Raw genomic sequence first — 21767 nt, 5'->3', positions numbered from 1 at the left:
AATTCCACAACCCTGCATTGGTAGGTCTTCTGACTCAGAGCTAGGCAGGCCCGCCTTCTCGCCGCGATTTTCCGCAGAAAACCACGACAATGGCTTGAGAGTGGGCCGCCCTCGACGCTCATCACAGCGGCGGGGCCGTTCCGGATTCGCACCGGATTCCCTGTTTGTCGGCGTTTCGAAAAGAAAGCGCCGACCACCAACACAACTGCGTGGAGTATAGCGATGCGCTGGCGATGGTCAAGCAAGAAGTTCGCGCGAGAAAAATCGCTTTACTTCGCGAAGCCGCAAGCTGCTCGACCCCATCAATCGGGATCACCAACCAGGATAAAAACGGATCGGCGCGAGCAACGCCGGCCCGGCCCATCAATATGAACACAGCCAGAACGATGTCCCACGCCGGCATTCGCGTGGGTCGGAAAACAGCATTCATAGGCTTCGCTCGAAAGACATCCCCAGGAGAGGTCTGCCTGCCATTCTCAGCTTAACCAAAGTCGAGCACTGGCCACACACGGTGCGAAGAAAGCAAGCCCCGCCCACCGATCACTGCCAAGAAAACTCGACTCCCTCCGCGCTGGGTGGTTAAATGAAGGGGCCCCCGCCGAGTCACCTGCCGTCCCCTCCGCGATGCCATGCCCCGCCTTGTTGGACTATCGATCGTTCTGATGCTGCTGGCCGGGGGACGGGTTGCCTCCGGGGATGCGTCTCAGCCCGTGCAGTTTCATCGCGACGTGCGGCCCATCTTGTCGAATAACTGCTTCCGCTGTCACGGGCCGGATGCCGAATCGCGCGAGGCCGACCTGCGTCTTGATACCCGCGAGGGGCTACTGGGCGAATCATCGGCCGGCGAGCCGATCGTCGAGCCGAGCGATCCGGACGCCAGCGAGCTCTATCGTCGCCTGACGACCGAACACGCCGACGAGCGCATGCCCCCTGAAGGCTCGAACCTGGTGCTGAACGAAAGGCAGATCGCCACGATTCGCGACTGGATCGCCGCGGGCGCCCCCTGGCAGAACCACTGGTCGTACGAGCCACTCGTGCGCCCGGAGCTTCCCCCCGGCGACGAATCGAACCCGATCGATCGCTTCCTGGCGGCGCGGCTTGCCACGGAGAAGCTTGCCTTTGCGCCGCCGGCCGATCCGGTCACCCTCGCGCGTCGCTTGTCGTTCGATCTGACGGGCCTGCCACCCGGCGCGGACGACGTGGCAACTTTCGCGCGGCAGGCGAGCAACAAAGACTACCACGCGACGGTCGAACGCTTGCTCGCCTCGCCCCACTATGGCGAACGGATGGCGGTCTACTGGCTCGACCTGGTGCGCTACGCCGACTCGTGCGGTTACCACAGCGACGTCGAGCAGCCGATCTCGCCTTATCGCGATTACGTCATCGAGGCGTTCAACCGGAACCTTCCCTTCGATCAATTCACGCGCGAACAACTGGCCGGCGACCTGTTGCCCGAGCCGACGCTGGCGCAGCGTGTGGCCTCGGGCTACAACCGACTGAACAAGACCACGGAAGAAGGGGGCGCGCAGCCGGGCGAGTACCTGGCCAAGAGCGCCGCCGATCGCGTGCGCACGACGTCGGGCGTGTGGCTCGCCGCGACGCTGGGCTGCGCCGAGTGTCACGATCACAAGTACGATCCCCTGACCACCCGCGATTTCTACAGCTTCGCGGCCTTTTTCGCCGACGTGCAGGAAGAGGCGGTCTACAGCCGTGGTGGACGCGCGCCGGAAATGCCCGTTCCCACGCCGATGCAGCAACAACAGACTGCCGAGCTAGAGCAGCAGATCGCCTCGCTCGAAGAACAAATGGCCGCGCTCGCCGAGGAGCAGGCCGCCGCACGGACCGAGCATGAGAAGCAGCTTGCGCGTTTACAAAAGGAAAAGAAGCAGCTCGAGGATTCTTACCCGCGCACGATGATCACCGTGTCGGTCGAACCGCGCGAGATGCGGATCCTGCCGCGCGGCAATTGGCTCGATAACACGGGTGACGTCGTCGAGCCGGCGATTCCCGCCTTTCTCGCGTCGCAAGCGCTCAGCGACGGTCGTCTGACGCGTCTCGATCTGGCCAATTGGCTCCTGGCGCGGGATAACCCGCTCACGGCGCGCGTGTTCGTAAACCGACTGTGGAAGCTCTTCTTCGGCGCCGGGCTCGCACGGCAACTCGACGACTTCGGCGCGCAAGGAGAGTCGCCCACGCATCCCGAGTTGCTCGACTGGCTGGCGGTCGAGTTCATCGAGTCGGGCTGGGACGTCAAGCACTTGGTCCGTCTGATTACTTCGAGCCGCGCGTACCAGCAGTCGTCGATTCCCACCGCGGAGCTGACGGCGCGCGATCCGCAGAACCGGCTGCTTGCCCGGCAGGGGCGCTGGCGGCTCGAGGCGGAGTTCATTCGCGACACGGCGCTCGTCCACAGTGGGTTGCTCGTGCGCGAGGTCGGCGGACGGAGCGTGAAGCCCTATCAACCCGAGGGGTATTGGGAGTTTCTGAACTTTCCGAAGCGCACTTGGAAGGCTGACGAGGGGGCGAATCAATACCGGCGTGGGCTGTACACCCATTGGCAGCGGACGTTTCTACACCCGAGCTTGTTGGCCTTCGATGCCCCGAGTCGCGAGGAATGCACGGCGCAGCGAGCTGTCTCGAACACGCCCCAGGCGGCGCTCGCGCTGATGAACGATCCCACGTATGTCGAGGCCGCACGCGGGTTCGCCGCTAGCATCGTGGTCAAAACCGCCGATCAACCGGATGCCGATCGCGTCGATTGGGCTTGGCGAGAAGCGACGTCGCGCACGCCCGACGAGCGCGAACGGCAGTTGTTGGTCGAGCTGTTGGCCGAGGGCCGCACGCGATTCGCAGAAGATGAGACCGCCGCCCGCGGGTTGTTGGGCGTCGGACAAGCCGCGCTAGAAGAAAAAGCACCGCTGGCGGAACTGGCCGCGTGGACGATGGTCGCGCGGGCCATCCTGAATCTGCACGAGACGATCTCGCGCAACTAGTTTGAATAGTTTTAACGCGAAGGCGCGAAGACGCAGAGACGCAAAGAAGACGGCTCACGCGGAGACGCGGAGTGAGGAGGAGACGCGGAGCAGATGGAAGGAGTTTCAACTACGCACGTTGAAACCATCGCCGCGTGGCACTGCTGGTTTGCCCAGCAGTGGAGTCAGGATCCAAGTAGCTACAACATTCTGCTAATCACAAACCACAATCCCTGCGCCTTTGCGTTAAAGCATTCTCAAAACCTGCAAAATCTGCGGATGAATAATAAAGACCACAAATTCGACTTCGACCAGCAGCTTCATCGACGAACCTTTCTCGGCCGGACTTCGCTGGGGCTGGGGGCTCTCGGCCTGGCCTCTCTCGCTGGCAGCTTGCCTGCGATTGGCGTTGAAGCGAACACCGCGTCGAGCGTGCCGGGCATTGCTCCCGATGCGGCCGGGCTGCCTCACTTCGCGCCGCGCATCAAGCGGGTGATCTTTCTCTGCATGGCGGGGGGGCCGTCCCACTTCGAGACCTTCGACCCGAAGCCGCAACTGGCCGAGATGCACGGGCAACCGATGCCCGAGTCCTTCACCGCCGGCCAACCCATTGCACAACTGCAGGGGCAGAAGCTCAACTGCCAGGCACCGCTCTATAAGTTCAACCGCTCGGGCAAGTCGGGGCTCGAGATCAGCGAGGTGCTGCCTCACATCGGCAGCGTGGCCGATGATCTCTGCATCATCCGCTCGATGCACACCGACCAGATCAACCACGATCCCGCGCACACGGTGATGAACACGGGCACGTCGATCTCGGGGCGGCCGAGCATGGGCGCGTGGATCACGTACGGGCTGGGAAGCGTGGCCGCCGACCTGCCCGGCTTTGTCGTCCTGACCAGCACGAGCAAGGATGGCCGCAGTCCGCAGCCGATCGCCGCGCGGCAGTGGCATAGCGGCTTCTTGCCCAGCCGTTATCAAGGCGTGGCCTTCCACTCGCACGGCGACGCCGTTCACTACCTGGGCAATCCGCCGGGCGTGACGATGGCCGATCAAGGTCGGCTGGTCGGCACCGTGAGCAAGCTCGACGCGCTACGCAACGAGTTGCTGGCCAACCCGGAGGTGGAGACGCGCATCGCACAGTACGAGCTCGCCTTTCGCATGCAGGCGAGCGTGCCCGGGCTGATGGACGTGGCCGACGAGCCGCAACATGTACTCGACCTGTACGGGGCGAAGGGGGCGGATGGCTCGTTCGCGTACAACTGCCTGCTCGCGCGGCGACTGGCGGAACGCGGCGTGCGGTTCATCCAGCTCTATCACCGCGACTGGGACCACCACAACGATCTGACGAAGTACATGCGGATCTGTGCCCGGGATTGCGACCAGCCGACGGCCGGGCTGATCGCCGATCTCAAGCAGCGCGGCATGCTCGACGAGACGTTGATCGTCTGGGGAGGGGAGTTCGGCCGCACGCCGATGGCGCAGACGAACAAGGGAGGCGTCGGCCGCGACCACCACATGCGGGCCTTCAGCATGTTCCTCGCCGGGGGTGGCGTCCGCGGCGGCATCACCTACGGAGCCACCGACGACCTGGGCTATCACGCCGTGGAGAACAAGGTCCACGTCAACGACCTGCACGCCACGATGCTGCACCTGCTGGGCGTCGATCACACGCGATTGACGTATCGCTATCAGGGACGGGATTTCCGGCTGACCGACGTGGCTGGGGAAGTGGTGCGGGAAATTTTGGCGTAGATCACATACCCCGTGCGTGACAACATCGCCGGTTCAGCACGCACAACGGCAGGCACGATAACGTTTCATCCCAACCCGAAGCATCAGCGAGGAAAAGTGAAAGCAGGCGGTCGCCTCTTTGTGTCACTCCCCTCGAAAAGTATGACTTCTGCGGGTGGCACAGGCTCTGCTAGTGTTTCTTGATCGCACACGTTGCGTTTCACTTGAATCAGCGACGAAGGCTCGACTGCCCTCTTGCTCGACCAAGAGTTCGTCGGCAGGCGACGGCTGTAGCTCGATGTGCTCCACTCGATCCGCACTGGCAAAGCCAGTGGCACCCTACGCCGTTAACCTTTGAATCGAGTGGGTAGCACCGATGATTTTGCACGACAGGCTTTCTACCGACAGAAAGACAAGAGTCGCAAAATCGTCGGTGTTGCGTAGCAACCAGAGGGCCCGTACGACGTGTGCGCCGCGAACGAGGGAGAGAGATGGTCTGCCGGCCCTCGTCCTCTTGTCGCTGCGCGACACGGACGATTTTCCGACTCGGGCCCCGCGCCGTGGCAAGCCCGCTCCGGAAAATCATCCGTGCTACCTCACCCCTCGACCACAACACCAAGGATTAACGGCGTAACGTGCCACGCAGAATTTCCTCGCTGACGCTTCGGGTTATGATGGCGCGATGTCGTCCGCCGTTACGCGCGTGTGGCGCGGCGGCGAGAACTCCGCGTCTCCTCCACTCTCCGCGGATCCGCGTGAGATTTTACCGCACGCATTTGTCAGGTACGGAGTACCTGAGCTACGACTCTGGGACCAAGGCCACGGCGCGGCACCAGCCGGCGCTGGCTCGTTCGATCTTCACCGGCAGGCAGGAGACATAAAACCCCTTGGGGCTGGGGATTTGATCGAGGTTGGCCAGCTTTTCGATCTGGCAGTATTCGCGCGTCAGTCCGGCGAAGTGGGCGGGCCAGATGTAGCGGCCATCGCCCGTGCGCTGGTAGTCGGCCACCATCGAAGCAAAAGGGCGGTCGAGCGTGTAGGCGTCGATGCCGATCACGCGCACGCCGCGCTCGACCAGCCACAGCGTGCCTTCGCGTCCCAAGCCGGGCTGCGCGAAGTAGGCGGGCGAATCGAGCCGCTTATCGGCCCCGGTCTGTAAGAGCACGATGTCGAGTGGCCGCAACACGTGCTCGATCTGCGTGAGCGCCTTTTCGAGATCCTCGATCTCGATGAACGAGCCCGGATCCTTATGTCGCATGTCGAGCAACACGCCCGGCGCGAAGCACCATTCGAGCGGGACCTCGTCGATGTGCCGGGCCGGCTTCCCCTCGCTCGTGGCGCCGTAGTGGTAGGGGGCGTCGACGTGCGTGCCGGTGTGCGTGATGGCGATAATTTCCTCGATCGCCCAGCCTTGTCCGTGCGAGTAGACGAGATCCTCCGGCCGGATGCCGAAGAACTGCTCCATCTGTTGCCGGCCTTCGTCGTCGTGCGTGACGTAATGGATCCGCGCCGGCAGCGGCTCGCTGGGTGCGTTATCGGCCAAGGCCACGCTGAGATCGATGATCCGCATCTTGTCGAATTGCATCATGCAGACTTTTTAACGCAAAGACGCTAAGGCGCAGAGGCGCAGAGGCGCAAAGAAAAAAAGAATCTGCTTCGTCGTGCCGCAACGGGAGTATTCTTTGCGCCTTAGCGTCTTCGCGCCTTTGCGTTAAAAAAATCCTCCACCCGTATTTATTTGATTCCCTTCAGCATGCGGATGGCCGTATCGCGGACGACGGGGGCCGCGGCGGGGCCCTGCGACATCGTTTCCTCATATTCGTCGTCGCGGAAATCTTCCGGCGGGATGATGTAGCCGAGTTGATCGTTCGCCAGGCCGATCAAGATGCGCGGAAAGCCGTGCATGTGTTCGAGGATCTCGACCGCCACCTCGGGCAGGACCTCGCCCGGCAGCGTGACCATCTCACACTCGCCCAATCGCACGAGAGTCATCTGCGTCACGACGCGGCCACGGTTCAAGGGGCGCATCTGCTCGTAGAGCGGCTTGAAGTTGGCATTCGTCATGGGGATCTCGACTCGTTTCGTCTCCACGGCGAAATCGAACGTGGCCGGCGGCTGCGCCGTTTTTTCGAGATCCTTGACGAGGGCGGCGAAGGCCAGCCCCGTGGCCTTGGCCTCGTCGTGCGTGCGGGCGCGATTGTCGCCGCTGACCATGCCGCCGACCGCGCCGTTCAAGAAGACCGGAATACCGCCACCGTCGGCCTTGATCTGCTCGCACATGTAGCCGGGAAAATCGGCCGTTAGCTCGAGCACGCCGGCTTCGATGCCTTCGACGTGGCAGGCGAAATTCACCAGCGTGGCGATCGGCTGGTCATCTTCGCCGATCGGCTGCAGGATCGAGATCGTGGGATCGACGAGCCCGACGTTGCGCGCGTTGCGAATGAGCCCGGCCACTCGGGCGCCATCCATGGGCAGCTCGCGCGAGGCGGTGCGCAGCTCCTTGACGGGGCGCAGGTTGGCGTACGCCGCCTGAACGCATTTGACCACCTGATCTTGGATGTACTGGTTATATTCGGCCGGGTAGTGTCCGTAGACACCCATCGTGTCTGGCGCGGCGTGGTTGTGCGACGCAGCCAGCACCAGGTGCGCGATGCCCGCCTCCTTGACGCGCTCGATGATCGGCTCGACCGTGGTCAGGCCGAGACCGAAGAGGTCCGCGCCGACGAGCGCCACGCGTTCGTCTCCCCGCTCGAAGAGGACGGCCCGCGCGTAGAGGTCGTCGTGCGGCTGATACTTCTCGCGATAGCGGGGATCGAGCCATTCGGCCTGGAGGGGGGTGATTTTGATTTCGGCGGCGCCGGCCCGGAGGCCTTCGGTCGAGGCGGGTTCGGCCGGCCGGGGCTGCGGTCCCTGCCGCAGCAGGCTCAGGTCGACGAGTTGGCGTGCCCCGTCATGCACTCGAGGCCGCAAGTGGGGGAAATAGGCCACGCCGATCGTCTGGTCTTTCTTGTCGACGATGAAGCGCACCCCCTGCTGCGAATAATCGAGCAGCTTGAAGGTGGCCATCCGCAGCTCATACTCGGGCGCGCCGAGGCGGGTCTCGATCTCGGCGCGCGTGGCGAGCCCTGCGGGCACGCTGGCCGCTTCGACGCAGGCAAAGTGCCCATCTTTGCCGGTGAGATGGACGGAGTCGTACATGCCCGATCGCCCCTGCGCGGGATAGAGCAGCTTGTACGCATACCAGGGGGCTTCCCACACGGGCGAACCGAGCGCGGCGCGCACGTCGGCCGCGGTGGACTTGCCCGGAATCAGCCCATGGTAGGTGACCGGCGGCGGAGGAGCGTCTGCCGCGACTTTCGACTCCGGAGCCTGCCCCCAGACAGAAGGCACCTGCGCGGCAAGCACGCACGCTACAAGCATCGAGACCAACCGGGAGAGGCTTGCCATGCTCTTGGCGCGCAAGGCATCACTGCGGCTGGGCGATGGTCCCAGGGACATTGACTTTCGCATCACAAATCGTCTCCGCCTGAGCAATCGTCGAAACGTGGTTAGTCGAGGAAGCGGTGGTAGCGTCCCATCCAGTAAGGCAACACGATGAAGGCGCCGTCATCTCGCGAGCGACCGTCGCCACCGGCATCGAGCTCGTAGGGATCGCCATTCCAACGCATGACGCGCCGCTCGGCAATCGGCAACACGAACTGCATCCTTGCGCGGTCGAAGCGATTCACGCTGAGCACGCCCAAGTCGCGGCGTTTGCTGTTGCGCACCTTCCAGTCGAACGTGTCGCGCGGCACTTCGCGGAACCATTCGACGCACAGGTCGTGATCGTAGCTGGCCGGGTCGACGAACGCCTCGGGAGGACGTTTGCCGGGATCCTTCCAGGAATCCGTCTGACGCCCCGCGGCATAGATGTAGTTGAAGAGCGGGCTGTGCTCGGGCCGCTCGATTTCGAACGAGCGATGCAAGCTGGCCATGTACAACTTGCGCAGCTCCGGATCGTGCTCGTACAGCACGAGCGGGTAATACGCGAGAAAGGCCAACTCGTCGTCGCTATGATTCACTTCCTCGGGGGGCCAGGTCATCTTCTGCAGCACGGTATTGATGGGATAAGCGTGCTGCTGGTCGAGTTCCTCGAGCGCCTTCGTATAACGCTCTCCCCCGACGATGTGCTCGGCCACCTTGAGGTGCGAGAGGATCTCGAGCGAGTTCAATCCCCGATCGGCAATCCACTTCAGGTCGTGGTTCAACTTCTCGGGCGCGAAGACGCCCCACGTGGTCGGCTTGCCCGGCGGCCCGACGTAGTAATAGCCGTGATCGAGCAGATGGTCGGTGATCCGTTGCACGTAGCCGCGAATGATCTTCTTTTGCTCCTCGGTGGCGGCACAGTCGTAGTAGACCGCATAGGCGAAGTAATGGCCGTCGAGCTCGTCGCTCGAGGTGTCTCCCTTCCACCACCATTTGCCGTCGGCCGATTTGTACCACTCGCCGCCATAGCGTTTCGGATCGTCGGAGATGGGGACGAAGCTGCGCGCGACGAAGCCTGGAATACCGGTCAGATCCTCCATGAACATCATCGCCTGGAGCGACTTCCAGGCGTTGTCGCGCGCCGTTTCATCGCCGGTGGCGCCGTACCGAAAGGCCTCGGCCGCCACGTAGATGCTGGTCCAGAGGCCATCGTTATCGCTCGAGTGTTGAAAGTAGCCGGCGTCGAGGTTGCCCGGCTCCTTGACCGAGATATCGCCCACCTGCCCGTCGCGGAGATGGTGCTGCTGGATGGCCGCGTTGATTTCGGCCATCTTCTCGTCGAGGGTCGTCGAGCGACGCGCGAGGTGGCCGAGGCCGGCCGCCGTTTTTACCCACACGCCGGCTTCGCGATCGACGGCCACGTCCTGCACGTCGTCGGAAGGGAGCCAGCGCCGCGAGTGGACGAGACACCAGCGCTCGGCGCCGGGCCGGAGCACGCACAAGCCCCCCTCGGTGGCGACGAGCAAGGTTCCATCTTCGGTGCGCACGCCAGCACGGGCTTCGTGGTAAGGCAACACCGGCTGCCCACTGGCGATCGAGCTCAATTCCTGTGCGGAGAGCTTCGTTCCGATCGTGGCCGGAAGCTGGTCGACGGTGACCGCGGCCGGTTCCCAAGTCATGAACGTTTCGTCCGAAGTTCCACCCAACAACAGCAGACACAAAGTCGCAGACAGCATCGGCACATCACCTACAACGGAGGAAGAAAGAGTCGGGGCATAGAGGCGCAGGTTGGCAGCGTGCGGTCCCCGGGGGGCTGGTCGCGGGAGCGACCAAAAAGGGACCGGTTGGACCGCTCCAGCATACGCGGGCCAGCGGTCCAACTCTACGGTGCCGAGGCCGGTTTTGGGCCTAAATCCGCCCCGGCTCGAAGCGTCAGCTTCCCTGGCTCGGATCCAATTCGAGCACGACGATGCGCCCTTCGGGCCCCCACTGTCCCGGGTGCATGAAGGGGTCGGGGCAATTGCTCGTGCGAAACGCCGGAATATCGTTGCGCACCTCGCGCCAGGTGTGACGTGCGATCGCCGCGCGAAAGGCATTGCTCATCGTCGCCGAATAGAGGAACTCGGCACTCTCGACGATGACCACGAATCGCGGCGGGGGAGTCGCGGTGTCGTTGATGCGAAAGCCCGCGAGGCCACCGCGGATCGGGCGATCGAGATAGAACATCAAGGGAATATCTTCGTAGTTGGTCAGGATCTCGTCTCCGGGACGCAGCCGAGACTGAAGCAACTCGACGACCTCGCCATTCTGATCGCGCTCGATTCCTCCGATATCCTGGAAGAAGGTAATCCATTCGGCACGCAGCCAGGTGCCGACGCGCGAGACGACCCAATAATCGCTGGGGTAAAAGACCAGGGCCGCATTCGAGAGCCAGGGGACGAACATGACGAAGCCCGCGAGAGCCGCTGCGACCACGGCGCGCCAGACTGGCTGCGTCGCACGACGCGTGACGAGCGAGGCCAACTCCACGAACGTGAACGCCATCAAGAGGCACGCCAGCGGAGCCGCGCCAATCAGGTAACGCAGATGCGGCGCCGGCACGATCAGCGGCGCCCAAAGCAACAGGCTAGCCACGATCGCCAGGGCGACGCCGAGTGCCTGGCGCCGCTCGATGGACTGCTCGCGCCGCGCGCGCCAGACTACCCACACGATCACCGGCAAGAGCACGACGGGCAGGAGGAATTGATTGAAGTAGAAGAACAGCCCCAGCTCGCGCGCTTCGAGCGAGATGACCGTCGGTTTTACGCGAGAGAGGATCTCGTAGTAGTAGACCCAGGGGGCGATGCTGACGGCCAAGGCGGCGAACGTCGCTAGCGTCTTGAGGATGCTATGTCGCCTGCGTACCAGGGCGTCGAGACCCAGGATGGCGACGATCGGCCAGAACGTGCCGTAATCGAATTGAAACCAGAGCCAGGCGGTGCCGACAAACCACAGGGCGCCATGCCGCCTGTGTTCCTGCCAGCGGAGGTAGGCGGCGTAGGTCAGAAAAAAGAACAAACAGGCCGGCGCGTAATAGCGGCACTGCCGCATGTGCAGCACCCAATAGACGTTGGCCAACAAGAGGCACGCCGCCAGCGTGGCCATCAGGCGATCGTCGAAACGGCGCCGCACGAAGAACCAGAGCGCGACCACCGTGGCCCATCCACACAGGGCAAAGGGGAGCCGCGCCTGCCAGGTGCCGTGCCCGAGCAACCCCAGCGAGGCGCCAGCCAAGACGAATTGCCCCCAGGGCTGACCGATCCAGGTGGTGTCGGGCTTGTAGTCGCCACGCGCCGCGTAATGTGCGACGGCCGCGTTGGGCTCGCCCGTGCGCCGCGCGAAGACGCCAGGCTCGGTATCACCGGCACTCGGCACATCCATCGTGATGAGGTTGCGGCCGTCGTAGGCCAGCGGTCGGCCCTGTTCGAGCATCCGCTCGGCCAGGAGGGCCGTCGCCGCTTCGTCCTGCCACATGGCCCGCTCGCCGAGTCGCCAGAAGAGCATACCAGTGGCCAACACCACGACGAGCGCCAGTGCAGCGTAATCGCGCGGCTGCCACGAGATCGAGTTGTCGTGGGCGTGCTGGCTCAACTCGAGTTCCCCGACTGTCGTGGCTTTGCTCGATCCTCGGGCGCCAGTTCGAGGATCGTCAAGGATTCGTCCGCTACCCATTGGGCCGGATGCAAGCCGGGGTCGGGACAATTGCTCGAGGGGAGCGCGGGAATCTCGCGCGGCACGACGTTCCACCGATGCCGCTCGAGCATCTGGCGATAGGTCTGCCGCTGCAGCTCGCCGGAATAGTGGAGCACCACCGAGTTGTTCAGCACGGCGAAACGCGGAGGCGGACTGTTGCGGTCTTCGACACGAAAGGCCAACACCCCTCCGCGAACGCGGTTGGGCAAGTAAAACATCAAGGGGATGTCCTCGTAGTTGATGAGGACTTCGTCTTCGGGCCCGAGCCGCGGCGCGAGCAAGGCCACGATCTCGGCATTCGGATCGCGGACCTGTCCGCTCAGATCGCGATAAAGGACGGCATACTCGGCACGCAGCCAGGTCCCGACGCTCTTCACCGGCCACAGTTCGGAGGGATACACCGCTAGTGGAATATTCGAGAACCAGGGGGGGGCGGCGACCAGCAGGGCCAGAGCCGCAGCGAACGCCGTGCGTCGCCTATTGAACTCGGTCCCTCCTGATAGCTTACCCGCCAACCAGACGGCGACGTACGCCAATAGCAGGCAGGCGAGAGGGGTCGTCACCACGAAATACCGATGGTGCGGAGCGGGTGTGACGATCGGCACCCAGACGAGCAGACTCACGAGCACTAAAAGAGAAACAACCAGTATCTGGCGCTGGTCGGCGCGCAACGAGCCGCGCGAGCGCCACAGGCACCACGCGGCCAGCGGCAGCAGAACCAGAGGAAACAAATACTGATTGAAGTAGAAAAGACTGCCCATCACACGGTGCAGGGCACCGACGGGCGTTTCTTTCATCCGCCAGAGCAACTCGTAATAGACCACCCAGGGGAGCAGCGATAGCCCGACGACGGCGAAAACGGTCACGCTTTGCACGATCGATCGGCGACGCTCGACGAGCGCATCGGCGGCGAGCACGCCCAGCACGGGCCAGACCGTGCCATAGTCGCACTGGAACCAGAGCCAGGCGGCGGCGACGAAGATCGCCGCGCCGAAACGTCGTGCATCCTGCCAACGCAGGTAGGCGACGATCGTCAGCAGGAGAAAAAGCGACGAGGGGGCGTAGTAGCGGCACTGCCGCATGTGCAGCACCCAGTAGACGTTCGCCAGCAGCAAGAAGGCGGCCAGCAGCGCGAGCAGCGGATCGTCGAAACAGCGGCGAGTGAAGAGATATAGCACCACGACGGCCAGCATACCGCAGAGTGCAAAGGGGAGCCGTGCCTGCCAGGTGCCGTGCCCCAGCGCCGCCAACGAAGAACCGGCCAGTACGAACTGTCCCCACGGCTGCCCGATCCAGGTGGTATCGGCTTTGTAGTCGCCGCGCTGGCCGAAGTATTGCACCATGGCGTCGGGCTGGTCGAGAATTTTCTCGAGCGCGGCGCGGTCGCTGCTGAGGTTCACGTCCATCGTGATGAGGTTGCGGCCGTCGTAGCCGAGCGGCTTGCCGTACTCGAACATCCGCTCGGCCAGGACGGCCGTGGCGGCTTCGTCCTGCCACAAATAGCGACGCCCGAGCTGCCAAAACATCAACGTCGTGGCCAGAAGGGCGACGAGCGTTAGCGCAAGATAGTCACGCATCTTCGATCGGCGAGAGGTAACATGAGCGCTGGTTGACACATCAAGAGTCCGATCGCTCTCGCCACGCGGCATGGATATCCCGACTTCCGTGCAGGATGCGCAAAGGCTCGACGCCGCCTTTTTCCGGCCGATCATAGGCGACGTAATTTCCCAGAACGAACTGCCGCATATCCCTTCCCAGGCTCGGGCGTGCCTCGTCAAGTTGCGGCTCGCGCGCATCGTGAGCGAACTTCCGCTCAAACGCATCCAGGAATCGCAAGGCCGCATCGAGATAATGACTCGGGCGCGATGTGCCGAGCAATCGCCTTGAGGTCCGCCCTGGCCTGAGGCGTGCGGCGCACCTGGCCCATTTATCTATCTCGCCCGTCGGCCTCGAGCTCGGCAGCAAGTTCTGACTTGATCGAATCGACATCCAAAGGGGCACTCAGACCGCGCGCGGGCTCGTCGAGCGCCACGGCGATATCCGCCTGTAGTTGCGTCTCGCGGCACTCCATCTCGCAATAGAGTCGCGCCGCGGCCACGAAAAACTCCTCTCGCGATTGAAACTGGCCGAGAGCAATCTTTTCCGCGATGAAGGCTTCGATCTCGGCGGGATCGACGGACATAACGAGCACCTTTTTTCGGCTATTCCGCTCCGAGGGAACAAGGGCAGCAGGGGAACAGTTATCAGTATAGCTAGCGTCTATTGCTGAAGGCTATCAATACCGTAATGGTCGCCAGCTACCGACTCTCGGCTTGACTCTCGACGCCGTAGGTTTGCTGGCAATGGGTGATCCAGTCTTCGGTCAATTGCAGCCAGTTGCTGCTGAGCAAATCGGTCAGGTGGGGACCGAGATCGGTGCTGCCCGCCTCGGCAAAACGTTCGAGCAGCTCGGGCAAGTGCTGGCTGTACTTGGGATTGGTGAGCAAGGTCTCGACGACGGTCATGGCCTGCCAGTAGGCCGTCAGCGGAATCAGCTTGCCGTCGCACAAGCGCGACAACGGTAGCCTGAGTGAAGGATCGGCCAGCCCTGCGCGGACCAGCTCGGGCAGATTCGCCTGCGGATGAAAGCGCCGCTGCACGAGGGTCGCGTATCCCTCGTGGAACCATTCCTGCGAGTTGGGCAAGCGCGTGCCTTGCGCCACCAGCGAGTGGACGAACTCATGGGTGAAGACCGGACGGAGGGTGCCGAACTGCGGATCCCAGGACGAGGTCGCCACGGCCTGCGTGGTGAAGCCGTCGCTCGTGGGGGGTGGAGCCACGCCCCCTAGCTTCTCGGCGAACCGTGGGGTGAACGCCTGGTACTCTCCGCGCGTGGCAAAGATCAGCATCTTGGCCCGCCCCGCGCGCCGATCGAGGAAGGGGAGATCGCGCCGCACGGAGGCCACCACTTCGTCGAGATGGCGTCCCAGACGGTAGGGCTCCAGGTCTCGCGCGTTCGTCATGACCAGGTAGTCCCCCGTCTGGATCACGATGATCTTTGCGGGATCCCCACCGGGGAACGCCACGTCGAAGAGATCCTTGGCACTGAGCTCGCTGGCTTCCGCATCATTGCCGGGTGTTATTGAAACGGAATCGATCCAGAGATCGGCGGCATCGCGAAACCAGAAGGCCAACCGCGTGACATCGTCCCAGCGGGGAATCGGCCCTTCGCCCCAGCGCATCCAGCGGAGCGGCAGGCTGATGCGTTTCCAACCTTCGTGCGAGACCTCGATCCGGCGCCAGAAGGAAACTTTGTTGTTGTGATCGGACAGGCGCACCTCGAAGGTCGAGAGAGGCTGCGCCAGCGACGCCGCGGGATCGCGATAGACCCAAAAGTTCAAGGTCTGAAAGGGGCGCCAATCGGTGGGCAGCTCGCCCTGCGCGCTCACCAGCCCCGCGCTCCCCACGGTCTCGACGTGCAGGGCGTGCTCGGCCGGCACGATGGCGCCGTCGCGGCTGGCGTCGGCCGGAGGGGGGGCGGGAATCGCGGACCGCTGGACCGTGATATCGCGAAAGGCCCCCCAGTGTTCGCCGAGTGGCGTGGCCTCGAAATCGAACAGCAACTGCTCTTCGGCCCTGGCGTTGCCTGACGCAAGTCCAATGACTAATGCGGCCAGCAGAAACGCGAACCAGGGGCGGAACGTGTGTGAGGCAATCTTCATGGTGTCTCTTCTACGGCCTCCACGTCGCGGAAGATTGTTCCTCGCCGTACCGCCGAGCCGATTCACGGCCGCTCGGGCTCTCGCCGACCGCGAGCGTGGCTGTCCGCGCGGCCGCCACCGGATGAACTCGATGCTGGCAATTATACTTCACCGAAAATACGAGTGGTGTTGTCGCGCAAGACTTCCGTCCCCAGGGCCACGGCGCGAGACTCGCTCCAGCCGCGGTCGAGCACGAACCGCTCGGCCAGGATCTTGGCCAGGATCCGCTTGTACATGGCGAACTTCGGCAGGGCGAATTCCAGCTTGTACATATCGCTGTAGTAGCCGATTTGCTTCGTGCGGGGGACCGCTTCGAGACGAGCCGCCGCATCGAACTCGATGTAATTCGGGGTGTTCGAATACCACCAGTGCCCATTGGTAACCACGTTGGGAAAGATCCAGCTATAGCTCACCAACTCCTGGTTCGTCACGCTGGCCAGCACGGAAATGGGGAACGTGACCCGGGGGAAGGCGTTGAACAGCTCGCGATACTGAATGAGCGACACGCGGCTGTCGTAGAGATCCTGCCCCTGGTAAACGCCGCCGGCGTAGACGGCGCGGTTTACGCCGATCATGAGATCGAAGGGGAGGCGGTACTCGGCGCACATCTCGGCCAGCGTCCAGAAGACGAAGCGCGCCACCACGCTGCGAGTCTCCGCATCGGCCGCAACACCGGCCGCGAGGAGCTTCTCGACCGCCGTTTCGGCATCGTGGTTCGATACCGAGGCTGGCGAAAAGTCGGGAGGGAGCGAGATGGCACAGGCCCGGGCGCCGCGCTGCGTAAAGTGCTCGAACCGCGCCGCGATCGCCTGGCGCAAGGCCGTCACGCTATCGACGGAGAGGTTCGTCGACTTTTGCAGCCGCTCGCGCACCTCGGGTCTGGCCAGGTGGAAGACGAGATCGTCCGTACGCAGGCAGGGGATATAGACCTTCGTGTCGAAGCCCTCGAGCGGATCGTCGAAATCGTTCGTCAGGAAGACGGCCGATAGGCGGCTCTTCTCGAGCACCTGTTGCGACCAGTCGGGGGCGGCGGCCCGCTGCGAGACGCGGTCGTACAGTCGTTCCCAGTTCTCGGGGGTGAGCCGCTCCTCATCGAAGTCGAAGAGTCGGCGCGCCATCTCCATAAGCCAACTGTATTGGATCGTGTTGTCGAGCGGGGCGAGATTCGTGACGAGTCGGCGCACCTTTTCACGGGGCTCGATGCCGGGCTGCTCGATCTGCTCGCGGGGCATGCCGGCCGAGTGCGCCAGCTCGGTGTAGTAGTGGTAACCCAGGATGTCGCCCAGATTCGCGGCGGCCGGCGCGTGGGGGTTGATGTGCGTGTGCGGGTCGACAATCACCAACCGATCCAACTCGTCGAACAAACGCCCACGAAGCTCCAACGACATCGAACACGCTCCTTGCGAAGAAAAGACATTGCGAGATTTAAACGGGCGCCGGTCGCTGTTCGCAACAGGCCGAGGGGGCCGCCGTCCACCTTAACGCCAACGACAAACCGCAACAACAGACTCACCGAACGGCTATCGCCCGGCAAGGCCGCCGGCCGCGTCTTGTTTGCAAGGCGTACCAGCCGATGCCGCGCCACGGCCGGACCGGGGGTGCTCGCTCCCTGTGCGGCGTCATGGACGACGAAACTTACCCCGGCTAAGATCCAGGGACCCTCCCGTTTTTGGCCTCGGAGTTGCTTGCCCATGTCCGGCTATCCGCAGATGTTCCGTGTCCGTCAGACGTTCGAACGCCCGCGCGTCCTTGACATTCCGGCCGAGGTCAAGTCGCAGCTCGCGCGACTCTCGCTGCGCGACCGTATCCAGCCGGGCGAGACGGTGGCCATCAGCGCCGGGAGCCGCGGCATTGCCAACATCGCCACGATCATCAAGGCGATTGTGGACCACCTGCAGGGGATCGGCGCGAAGCCATTCATCGTGCCGGCGATGGGGAGCCACGGCGGTGGCACGGCCGAGGGACAGCGGGGCATTCTGGCGGGCTACGGCATCACCGAAAGCGCGATGGGCTGCCCGATCCAGGCGTCGATGGAAACGGTGATCGTCTGCCAGACGGCCGAGGGGATTCCCGTCCATTTCGACAAGCACGCCTACGGGGCCAATCACGTGGTCGTCTGTGGCCGCATCAAGCCCCATACCGGCTTTGTCGGCGATATCGAAAGTGGCCTGATGAAGATGATGCTCATCGGGCTGGGCAAGCACGAAGGGGCGAAGATCTATCACCGCGCGATCAACGACTACAGCTTCGGACAGATCGTGCGGAGCGTGGCCGACCGCGTGCTGGCCGAGTGCCGCGTCGTGGCGGGCGTGGGCATCGTCGAGAACGGCTACGACGAGACCGCGCTGATCGAGGCGGTCGCGCCGGCGCAGTTCGAATCGCGCGAGAAGGAACTGCTCGTGCTGGCGAAGCGCTGGATGCCGCGACTCCCCTTCCGCACGGCCGACGTGCTGATTATCGAAGAGATCGGCAAGAATATCTCGGGCGCCGGCATGGATACGAACGTCGTGGGACGCAAGTTCCACGATCACAAGGCGCTCGACGACGAGTGGCCCAAGGTCAAACGCATCATGGTTCGCGGACTGACCGAGGAAACGCATGGCAACGCCGCCGGTATCGGCATCGCCGAATTCTGCACCACGCGCTGCTACGAGCAGATCGACTTCAACATCACCCGCATCAACTGCCTGACGGGGGGGCATCCCTCGGGGGCCCAGGTGCCGGTTTACTACGACACCGATCGCGAGGTATTGGACGCGGCCCTGTCGACGTGCGGCCTGCGCGAAGGGAACGCGTCGCGCATCCTCTGGATTCGCAACACGCTGCACCTTTCGGAAGTCGAGTGCGCGGAATGCTACCTGGACGAGGCACGCCAGCGCGACGATCTGGAAATCATCGTCGAGCCGCGCGAGATGCCCTTCGGTCCCGACGGCAACCTGGAACCTTTCGACCCGGAACTGGTCGGCGGCCCGGCGCATTGAGACGCCGGGGCAGCGTCACGCCGAATGCCGAGCACGTATCCGTGTCCAGCATAAAGCTCACGGCTCGATCTCCGGTCGATCAAGCTTGCGCTGCTGACGGCACCATTCTAGATACTCGTCGAGTTCAGGACCTTCGTTGGCCCAGGCACCGGCTGAACGTAATAGCGCGGCGCGCGCTTCATCGCTCGTGGGGGAGGAAAAGCGATCTGTTTCGATCGTAACGTCGACTTGGTGACCGTCAGGGACGCCAAGCGAATCGGACAACTCGATGATCCTGCCGTGAACAATTCCCTTGAGTGTCGTTTTCATAGAATGCTCCCCGATCAGGGCCACTCATTATCCAACGGTTTTTTCAATTAGACGTCGCGCGAGGCTTCCACCAAAGGAGGCATGGCAGTAGCCAGGGGTTGCTAGCCGCGTCAAACTTCAACGAGGCACAGCAGAGAACAAAGGTTCTATTTGCCGACAGGCTCGACCGTGAGCTGCAACCCCATGGCTCGCGATACGGCCACCAGTGTCGATAGTCGCGGATTGCCGCGCGGCGAAAGTGCTCGGTAGAGACTTTCTCGCTCGATGCCTGCCGCTTTGGCAATCTTGCTGATTCCATGTGCCTCGGCAATGTGGTGCAGGGCAAGCAGCAGCACCTTCGGTTCTTCGGTGTCCTCGAGCGCCGCCTTCAGGTACTCGACGGCGAATTGAGGCCGCTCGCGCAACTCGCGAACGAGTGCCTTGTCGTGAGAAACGCTCGGTTTAATCTTCGCTTTACTCATCATGACTCGGATCCGCTACATCCGGAAATTGAACGTCTGATACAGAAAGCGATACAGACGTTGCCCGATGGTGCGATGGCCGGCGTGGATTTTGGCGGTGCCGCGCAAGCCGAGTCGCATCACGCCACTCGGGTCTTCGAGCAGGACCTGGGCCTGGTACGAGGTGCTCAGCGGTCGCTCGACGCCACTTTCGTCGGTCTTCGTGGGGAGCTCGCCACCGGCCTTGTTCGACAACTGCTTCGGGCTGACCTTGAGTTCGTCCTTCGAGATGCGGTGGATCGTGCCGTGGAATGTCTCGCCCGGCAACTCGTCGAGCTTGAGGTCGACCTCCTGACCTTCGGCCAGGAAGTCGATGTCGGCCTGATCGACGACGAGCACTGCCTCGAGCTTCTTGGGGTCGCCGATCTGGCAGAACAAGACGCCCGGCTGCAGAAAGCTGCCCAGATTGCGATGCTGGAGCGGTGTCCCGTGCCAGGTGGGTAGCTGGCGCGTCGGATCGTCCTTCTTGGGCGTCTCCGGGGGGGGGAGCACGGTGCCCGTCATGGGCGCGGTCAGCGTCAGCCGCTTGCGATCGGTCTCGCGCTCGCGGAGCTGATCGAGGACCGTTTCGAGTTGGACCTTCGTGTCGGGAAGCTGCAAGGCGGCCAGTCGGTCGTTATTGAGTATCTGTCGCTCGAGGCTGTCGATCTGGGCCGTGAACAAGGCCCGTTGTCCTTCGAGCTTGGAGATGTCGATCTGCACGTCGATGCTCGACAACATCGCCAGTTGCGTCCCCTTTTCGACCACGGCGCCTTCGCGCACGTCGATTTTCTCGAGCGTGCCAGGCACGTCAATGTAAACCGGCCTGGCGTTGTGGGGTTGCACTTCGAACGTGCTGAGCACACGGAACGGCAGGGGGATGAACAAGATCGCCGCGGCCACGGCCGCGACCACGGCGAGCGAACCCAGCAGATTCTTGCGTTTCACCTTGTCGATTCTCCCGGGCACGTAGAAGAATTTGCCCAACTTCCACAATGGCTGGACCAGCAGGCCATACAGGCCCAGCAGAATGATCGCCTGCCCGATGATCTGCAGTCGGTAGGGCTCGAAGATCTTGTAGAGGAACCACATGATCGAGAAGACGACGAACCAGCGATAGACGGCCGCCGCCACGCTGTAGGCGGCGAAGAACATCTGGTTCCGCTCCGGCAGGAACGGATCGTCGGGCTGCTCGATGCCCAGGCACCACTCGCTCAACGTGCGGCTGAGAATCGAGGTGGCCTTTTGGCGCAGGTTTGGAATCTCGGTGATGTCCGAGAGGATGTAGTAGCCGTCGTAGCGCAGCAGCGGATTGGCGTTGAAAATGAGCGTGCTCACCGAGCAGACGAACATCGTGCTCAAGGCCAGGTGATTCAGCATGCCCGGCTCGCTGAACCACCAGATAAACGTGCAGATCGAGGCGATGACGACCTCGATGTACATGCCAGCCGCGCCGATCGCCGCGCGGTGCCACTTATTGGGCAACATCCACGAGTCCGAGACGTTGCAGTAAAGACAGGGGGTTAACACCAGCACCATCACGCCCATTTCGTGGCACTCGCCGCCGAAATACTTGCACGACAACCCGTGGCCGAACTCGTGGATAACCTTCGTCACCCCCAGCGTCACCGATAGCCAGAAGGCGTTCTGCAGCGTGAAGAACTGATGGAACGTGGGCAGCTTCGACTGGAAAACGTCGAACTGCACGGTGACGAGCGTCAGCGCCGAAAGCGCGAACAGCATGCACAGCGTCACCGTCGCCGGATGGAACATGAACCTGACATGGGGCAGCATCCAGGTGAGCAGGCGATCGGGGTCGATCCCCTTGAACCGTATCGCCAGCACGTTCGACAGGGCGCCGAGAAGTTCCTTGCGGCGACGTTCCCCGTGGCGCAGCCGCAACTGGTGCCCTTGCCCCGGCACATTGGCGATCACGAGCCCGCTGCGATGCAGCGTGCCCAGGAACTGCTGCAACTCGGTGACGGTGATTTTCTCGGGGGGGAACTGCCGCTCGAACCGCTCCTTGATCTCGTCGAGACTGATCTTGCCATCGAGCATCTGCAAGATGGCATATTCCTCTTCGTGAAAGCGGAAGTAGTTGAGTCCGACCGGATCCTTGACCACCCAATAGGTGCAACCCTGATAGCGTTGCTTCTCCGCCGTAAGATCGGGTCGCTTGCGCAGCGTGAGCTGGCGGGCGGAACTGGAAACCAGGCTGTCGGCGAGAGTCGCCATGTTGCGTCAGGTCGTGTCGGCGAGGTCTGTCGGGGAGGCAAATCGGCGGCTCATCGAACGTGCCGTGCCATCCCGCGCACGGGGCGTGGGCAGGTCACGCGCGTCGAGTCGTGGAACAGGTTG

15 protein-coding genes and 1 riboswitch are annotated in these 21767 nt (G+C 63.1%); of the genes, 3 read left to right on the top strand and 12 right to left on the bottom strand.

Features of this window, described 5'->3' with window-relative positions:
* Position 1: 1 nt before the first annotated feature.
* Positions 2-216, bottom strand: a riboswitch (cobalamin riboswitch).
* Between the two features lie 413 nt (positions 217-629).
* Positions 630-2993 carry a PSD1 domain-containing protein gene (locus KF708_13105; GenBank protein MBX3413622.1) on the top strand — a complete coding sequence of 788 codons (2364 nt, stop codon included), beginning with the start codon at positions 630-632 and terminating at the stop codon, positions 2991-2993.
* 258 nt (positions 2994-3251) lie between these two features.
* Complete coding sequence (locus KF708_13100; GenBank protein MBX3413621.1) at positions 3252-4724, top strand: DUF1501 domain-containing protein; 1473 nt, start codon at positions 3252-3254, stop codon at positions 4722-4724.
* 778 nt (positions 4725-5502) lie between these two features.
* On the opposite strand, the gene KF708_13095 is transcribed toward KF708_13100, so the two are convergent.
* From KF708_13095 to KF708_13055, 9 genes are all read right to left on the bottom strand, one after another.
* Positions 5503-6291, bottom strand: a complete 789-nt coding sequence (locus KF708_13095; protein ID MBX3413620.1) for a cyclase family protein — start codon at positions 6289-6291, stop codon at positions 5503-5505.
* Between the two features lie 146 nt (positions 6292-6437).
* Positions 6438-8150, bottom strand: a complete 1713-nt coding sequence (locus KF708_13090) for a hypothetical protein (GenBank protein ID MBX3413619.1) — start codon at positions 8148-8150, stop codon at positions 6438-6440.
* A 101-nt stretch (positions 8151-8251) separates the two neighbouring features.
* Positions 8252-9904, bottom strand: coding sequence for a hypothetical protein (locus KF708_13085; protein ID MBX3413618.1), 1653 nt, complete (start codon positions 9902-9904; stop codon positions 8252-8254).
* A 196-nt stretch (positions 9905-10100) separates the two neighbouring features.
* On the bottom strand, positions 10101-11798 hold the full coding sequence (locus tag KF708_13080; GenBank protein ID MBX3413617.1) for a glycosyltransferase family 39 protein: 1698 nt from the start codon (positions 11796-11798) through the stop codon (positions 10101-10103).
* On the bottom strand, positions 11795-13477 hold the full coding sequence (locus tag KF708_13075) for a glycosyltransferase family 39 protein (protein MBX3413616.1): 1683 nt from the start codon (positions 13475-13477) through the stop codon (positions 11795-11797). The genes KF708_13080 and KF708_13075 overlap by 4 nt, the downstream gene beginning before the upstream one ends.
* A gap of 40 nt (positions 13478-13517) precedes the next feature.
* Complete coding sequence (locus KF708_13070; protein MBX3413615.1) at positions 13518-13736, bottom strand: type II toxin-antitoxin system RelE/ParE family toxin; 219 nt, start codon at positions 13734-13736, stop codon at positions 13518-13520.
* Between the two features lie 91 nt (positions 13737-13827).
* Positions 13828-14082: a hypothetical protein gene (locus KF708_13065; protein MBX3413614.1), complete on the bottom strand. Its 255-nt coding sequence runs from the start codon at positions 14080-14082 to the stop codon at positions 13828-13830.
* A gap of 115 nt (positions 14083-14197) precedes the next feature.
* Positions 14198-15601: a hypothetical protein gene (locus KF708_13060; protein MBX3413613.1), complete on the bottom strand. Its 1404-nt coding sequence runs from the start codon at positions 15599-15601 to the stop codon at positions 14198-14200.
* Positions 15602-15741: 140 nt separating this feature from the next.
* Entirely contained in the window at positions 15742-17028 is a 1287-nt protein-coding gene (locus KF708_13055) for a glucuronate isomerase (protein ID MBX3413612.1), read from the bottom strand.
* A gap of 303 nt (positions 17029-17331) precedes the next feature.
* Between KF708_13055 and KF708_13050 the strand changes: the two genes are divergently transcribed.
* On the top strand, positions 17332-18621 hold the full coding sequence (locus tag KF708_13050; protein MBX3413611.1) for a DUF2088 domain-containing protein: 1290 nt from the start codon (positions 17332-17334) through the stop codon (positions 18619-18621).
* Between the two features lie 57 nt (positions 18622-18678).
* Here the strand turns inward: KF708_13050 and KF708_13045 are convergent, their stop codons facing one another.
* From KF708_13045 to KF708_13035, 3 genes are all read right to left on the bottom strand, one after another.
* Positions 18679-18930: a hypothetical protein gene (locus KF708_13045; GenBank protein ID MBX3413610.1), complete on the bottom strand. Its 252-nt coding sequence runs from the start codon at positions 18928-18930 to the stop codon at positions 18679-18681.
* 146 nt (positions 18931-19076) lie between these two features.
* Positions 19077-19394, bottom strand: a complete 318-nt coding sequence (locus KF708_13040; GenBank protein MBX3413609.1) for a putative addiction module antidote protein — start codon at positions 19392-19394, stop codon at positions 19077-19079.
* Positions 19395-19406: 12 nt separating this feature from the next.
* Positions 19407-21644, bottom strand: coding sequence for an HlyD family efflux transporter periplasmic adaptor subunit (locus KF708_13035; protein ID MBX3413608.1), 2238 nt, complete (start codon positions 21642-21644; stop codon positions 19407-19409).
* Positions 21645-21767 lie beyond the last annotated feature (123 nt).

This window comes from Pirellulales bacterium, from assembly GCA_019636335.1.
GTDB lineage: Bacteria > Planctomycetota > Planctomycetia > Pirellulales > JAEUIK01 > JAHBXR01.
This window is presented reverse-complemented; position numbering and strand designations above follow the sequence as displayed.

Excerpts from the sequence above, each read along its gene's own strand:
- KF708_13060 (MBX3413613.1), bottom strand. The coding sequence starts at position 15,601 with ATGAAGATTGCCTCACACACGTTCCGCCCCTGGTTCGCGTTTCTGCTG.
- KF708_13085 (MBX3413618.1), bottom strand. The coding sequence starts at position 9,904 with ATGCTGTCTGCGACTTTGTGTCTGCTGTTGTTGGGTGGAACTTCGGAC.
- KF708_13100 (MBX3413621.1), top strand. The coding sequence starts at position 3,252 with ATGAATAATAAAGACCACAAATTCGACTTCGACCAGCAGCTTCATCGA.
- KF708_13075 (MBX3413616.1), bottom strand. The coding sequence starts at position 13,477 with ATGCGTGACTATCTTGCGCTAACGCTCGTCGCCCTTCTGGCCACGACG.
- KF708_13055 (MBX3413612.1), bottom strand. The coding sequence starts at position 17,028 with ATGTCGTTGGAGCTTCGTGGGCGTTTGTTCGACGAGTTGGATCGGTTG.
- KF708_13045 (MBX3413610.1), bottom strand. The coding sequence starts at position 18,930 with ATGAAAACGACACTCAAGGGAATTGTTCACGGCAGGATCATCGAGTTG.
- KF708_13050 (MBX3413611.1), top strand. The coding sequence starts at position 17,332 with ATGTCCGGCTATCCGCAGATGTTCCGTGTCCGTCAGACGTTCGAACGC.
- KF708_13065 (MBX3413614.1), bottom strand. The coding sequence starts at position 14,082 with ATGTCCGTCGATCCCGCCGAGATCGAAGCCTTCATCGCGGAAAAGATT.
- KF708_13040 (MBX3413609.1), bottom strand. The coding sequence starts at position 19,394 with ATGATGAGTAAAGCGAAGATTAAACCGAGCGTTTCTCACGACAAGGCA.
- KF708_13035 (MBX3413608.1), bottom strand. The coding sequence starts at position 21,644 with ATGGCGACTCTCGCCGACAGCCTGGTTTCCAGTTCCGCCCGCCAGCTC.
- KF708_13105 (MBX3413622.1), top strand. The coding sequence starts at position 630 with ATGCCCCGCCTTGTTGGACTATCGATCGTTCTGATGCTGCTGGCCGGG.
- KF708_13090 (MBX3413619.1), bottom strand. The coding sequence starts at position 8,150 with ATGGCAAGCCTCTCCCGGTTGGTCTCGATGCTTGTAGCGTGCGTGCTT.
- KF708_13095 (MBX3413620.1), bottom strand. The coding sequence starts at position 6,291 with ATGATGCAATTCGACAAGATGCGGATCATCGATCTCAGCGTGGCCTTG.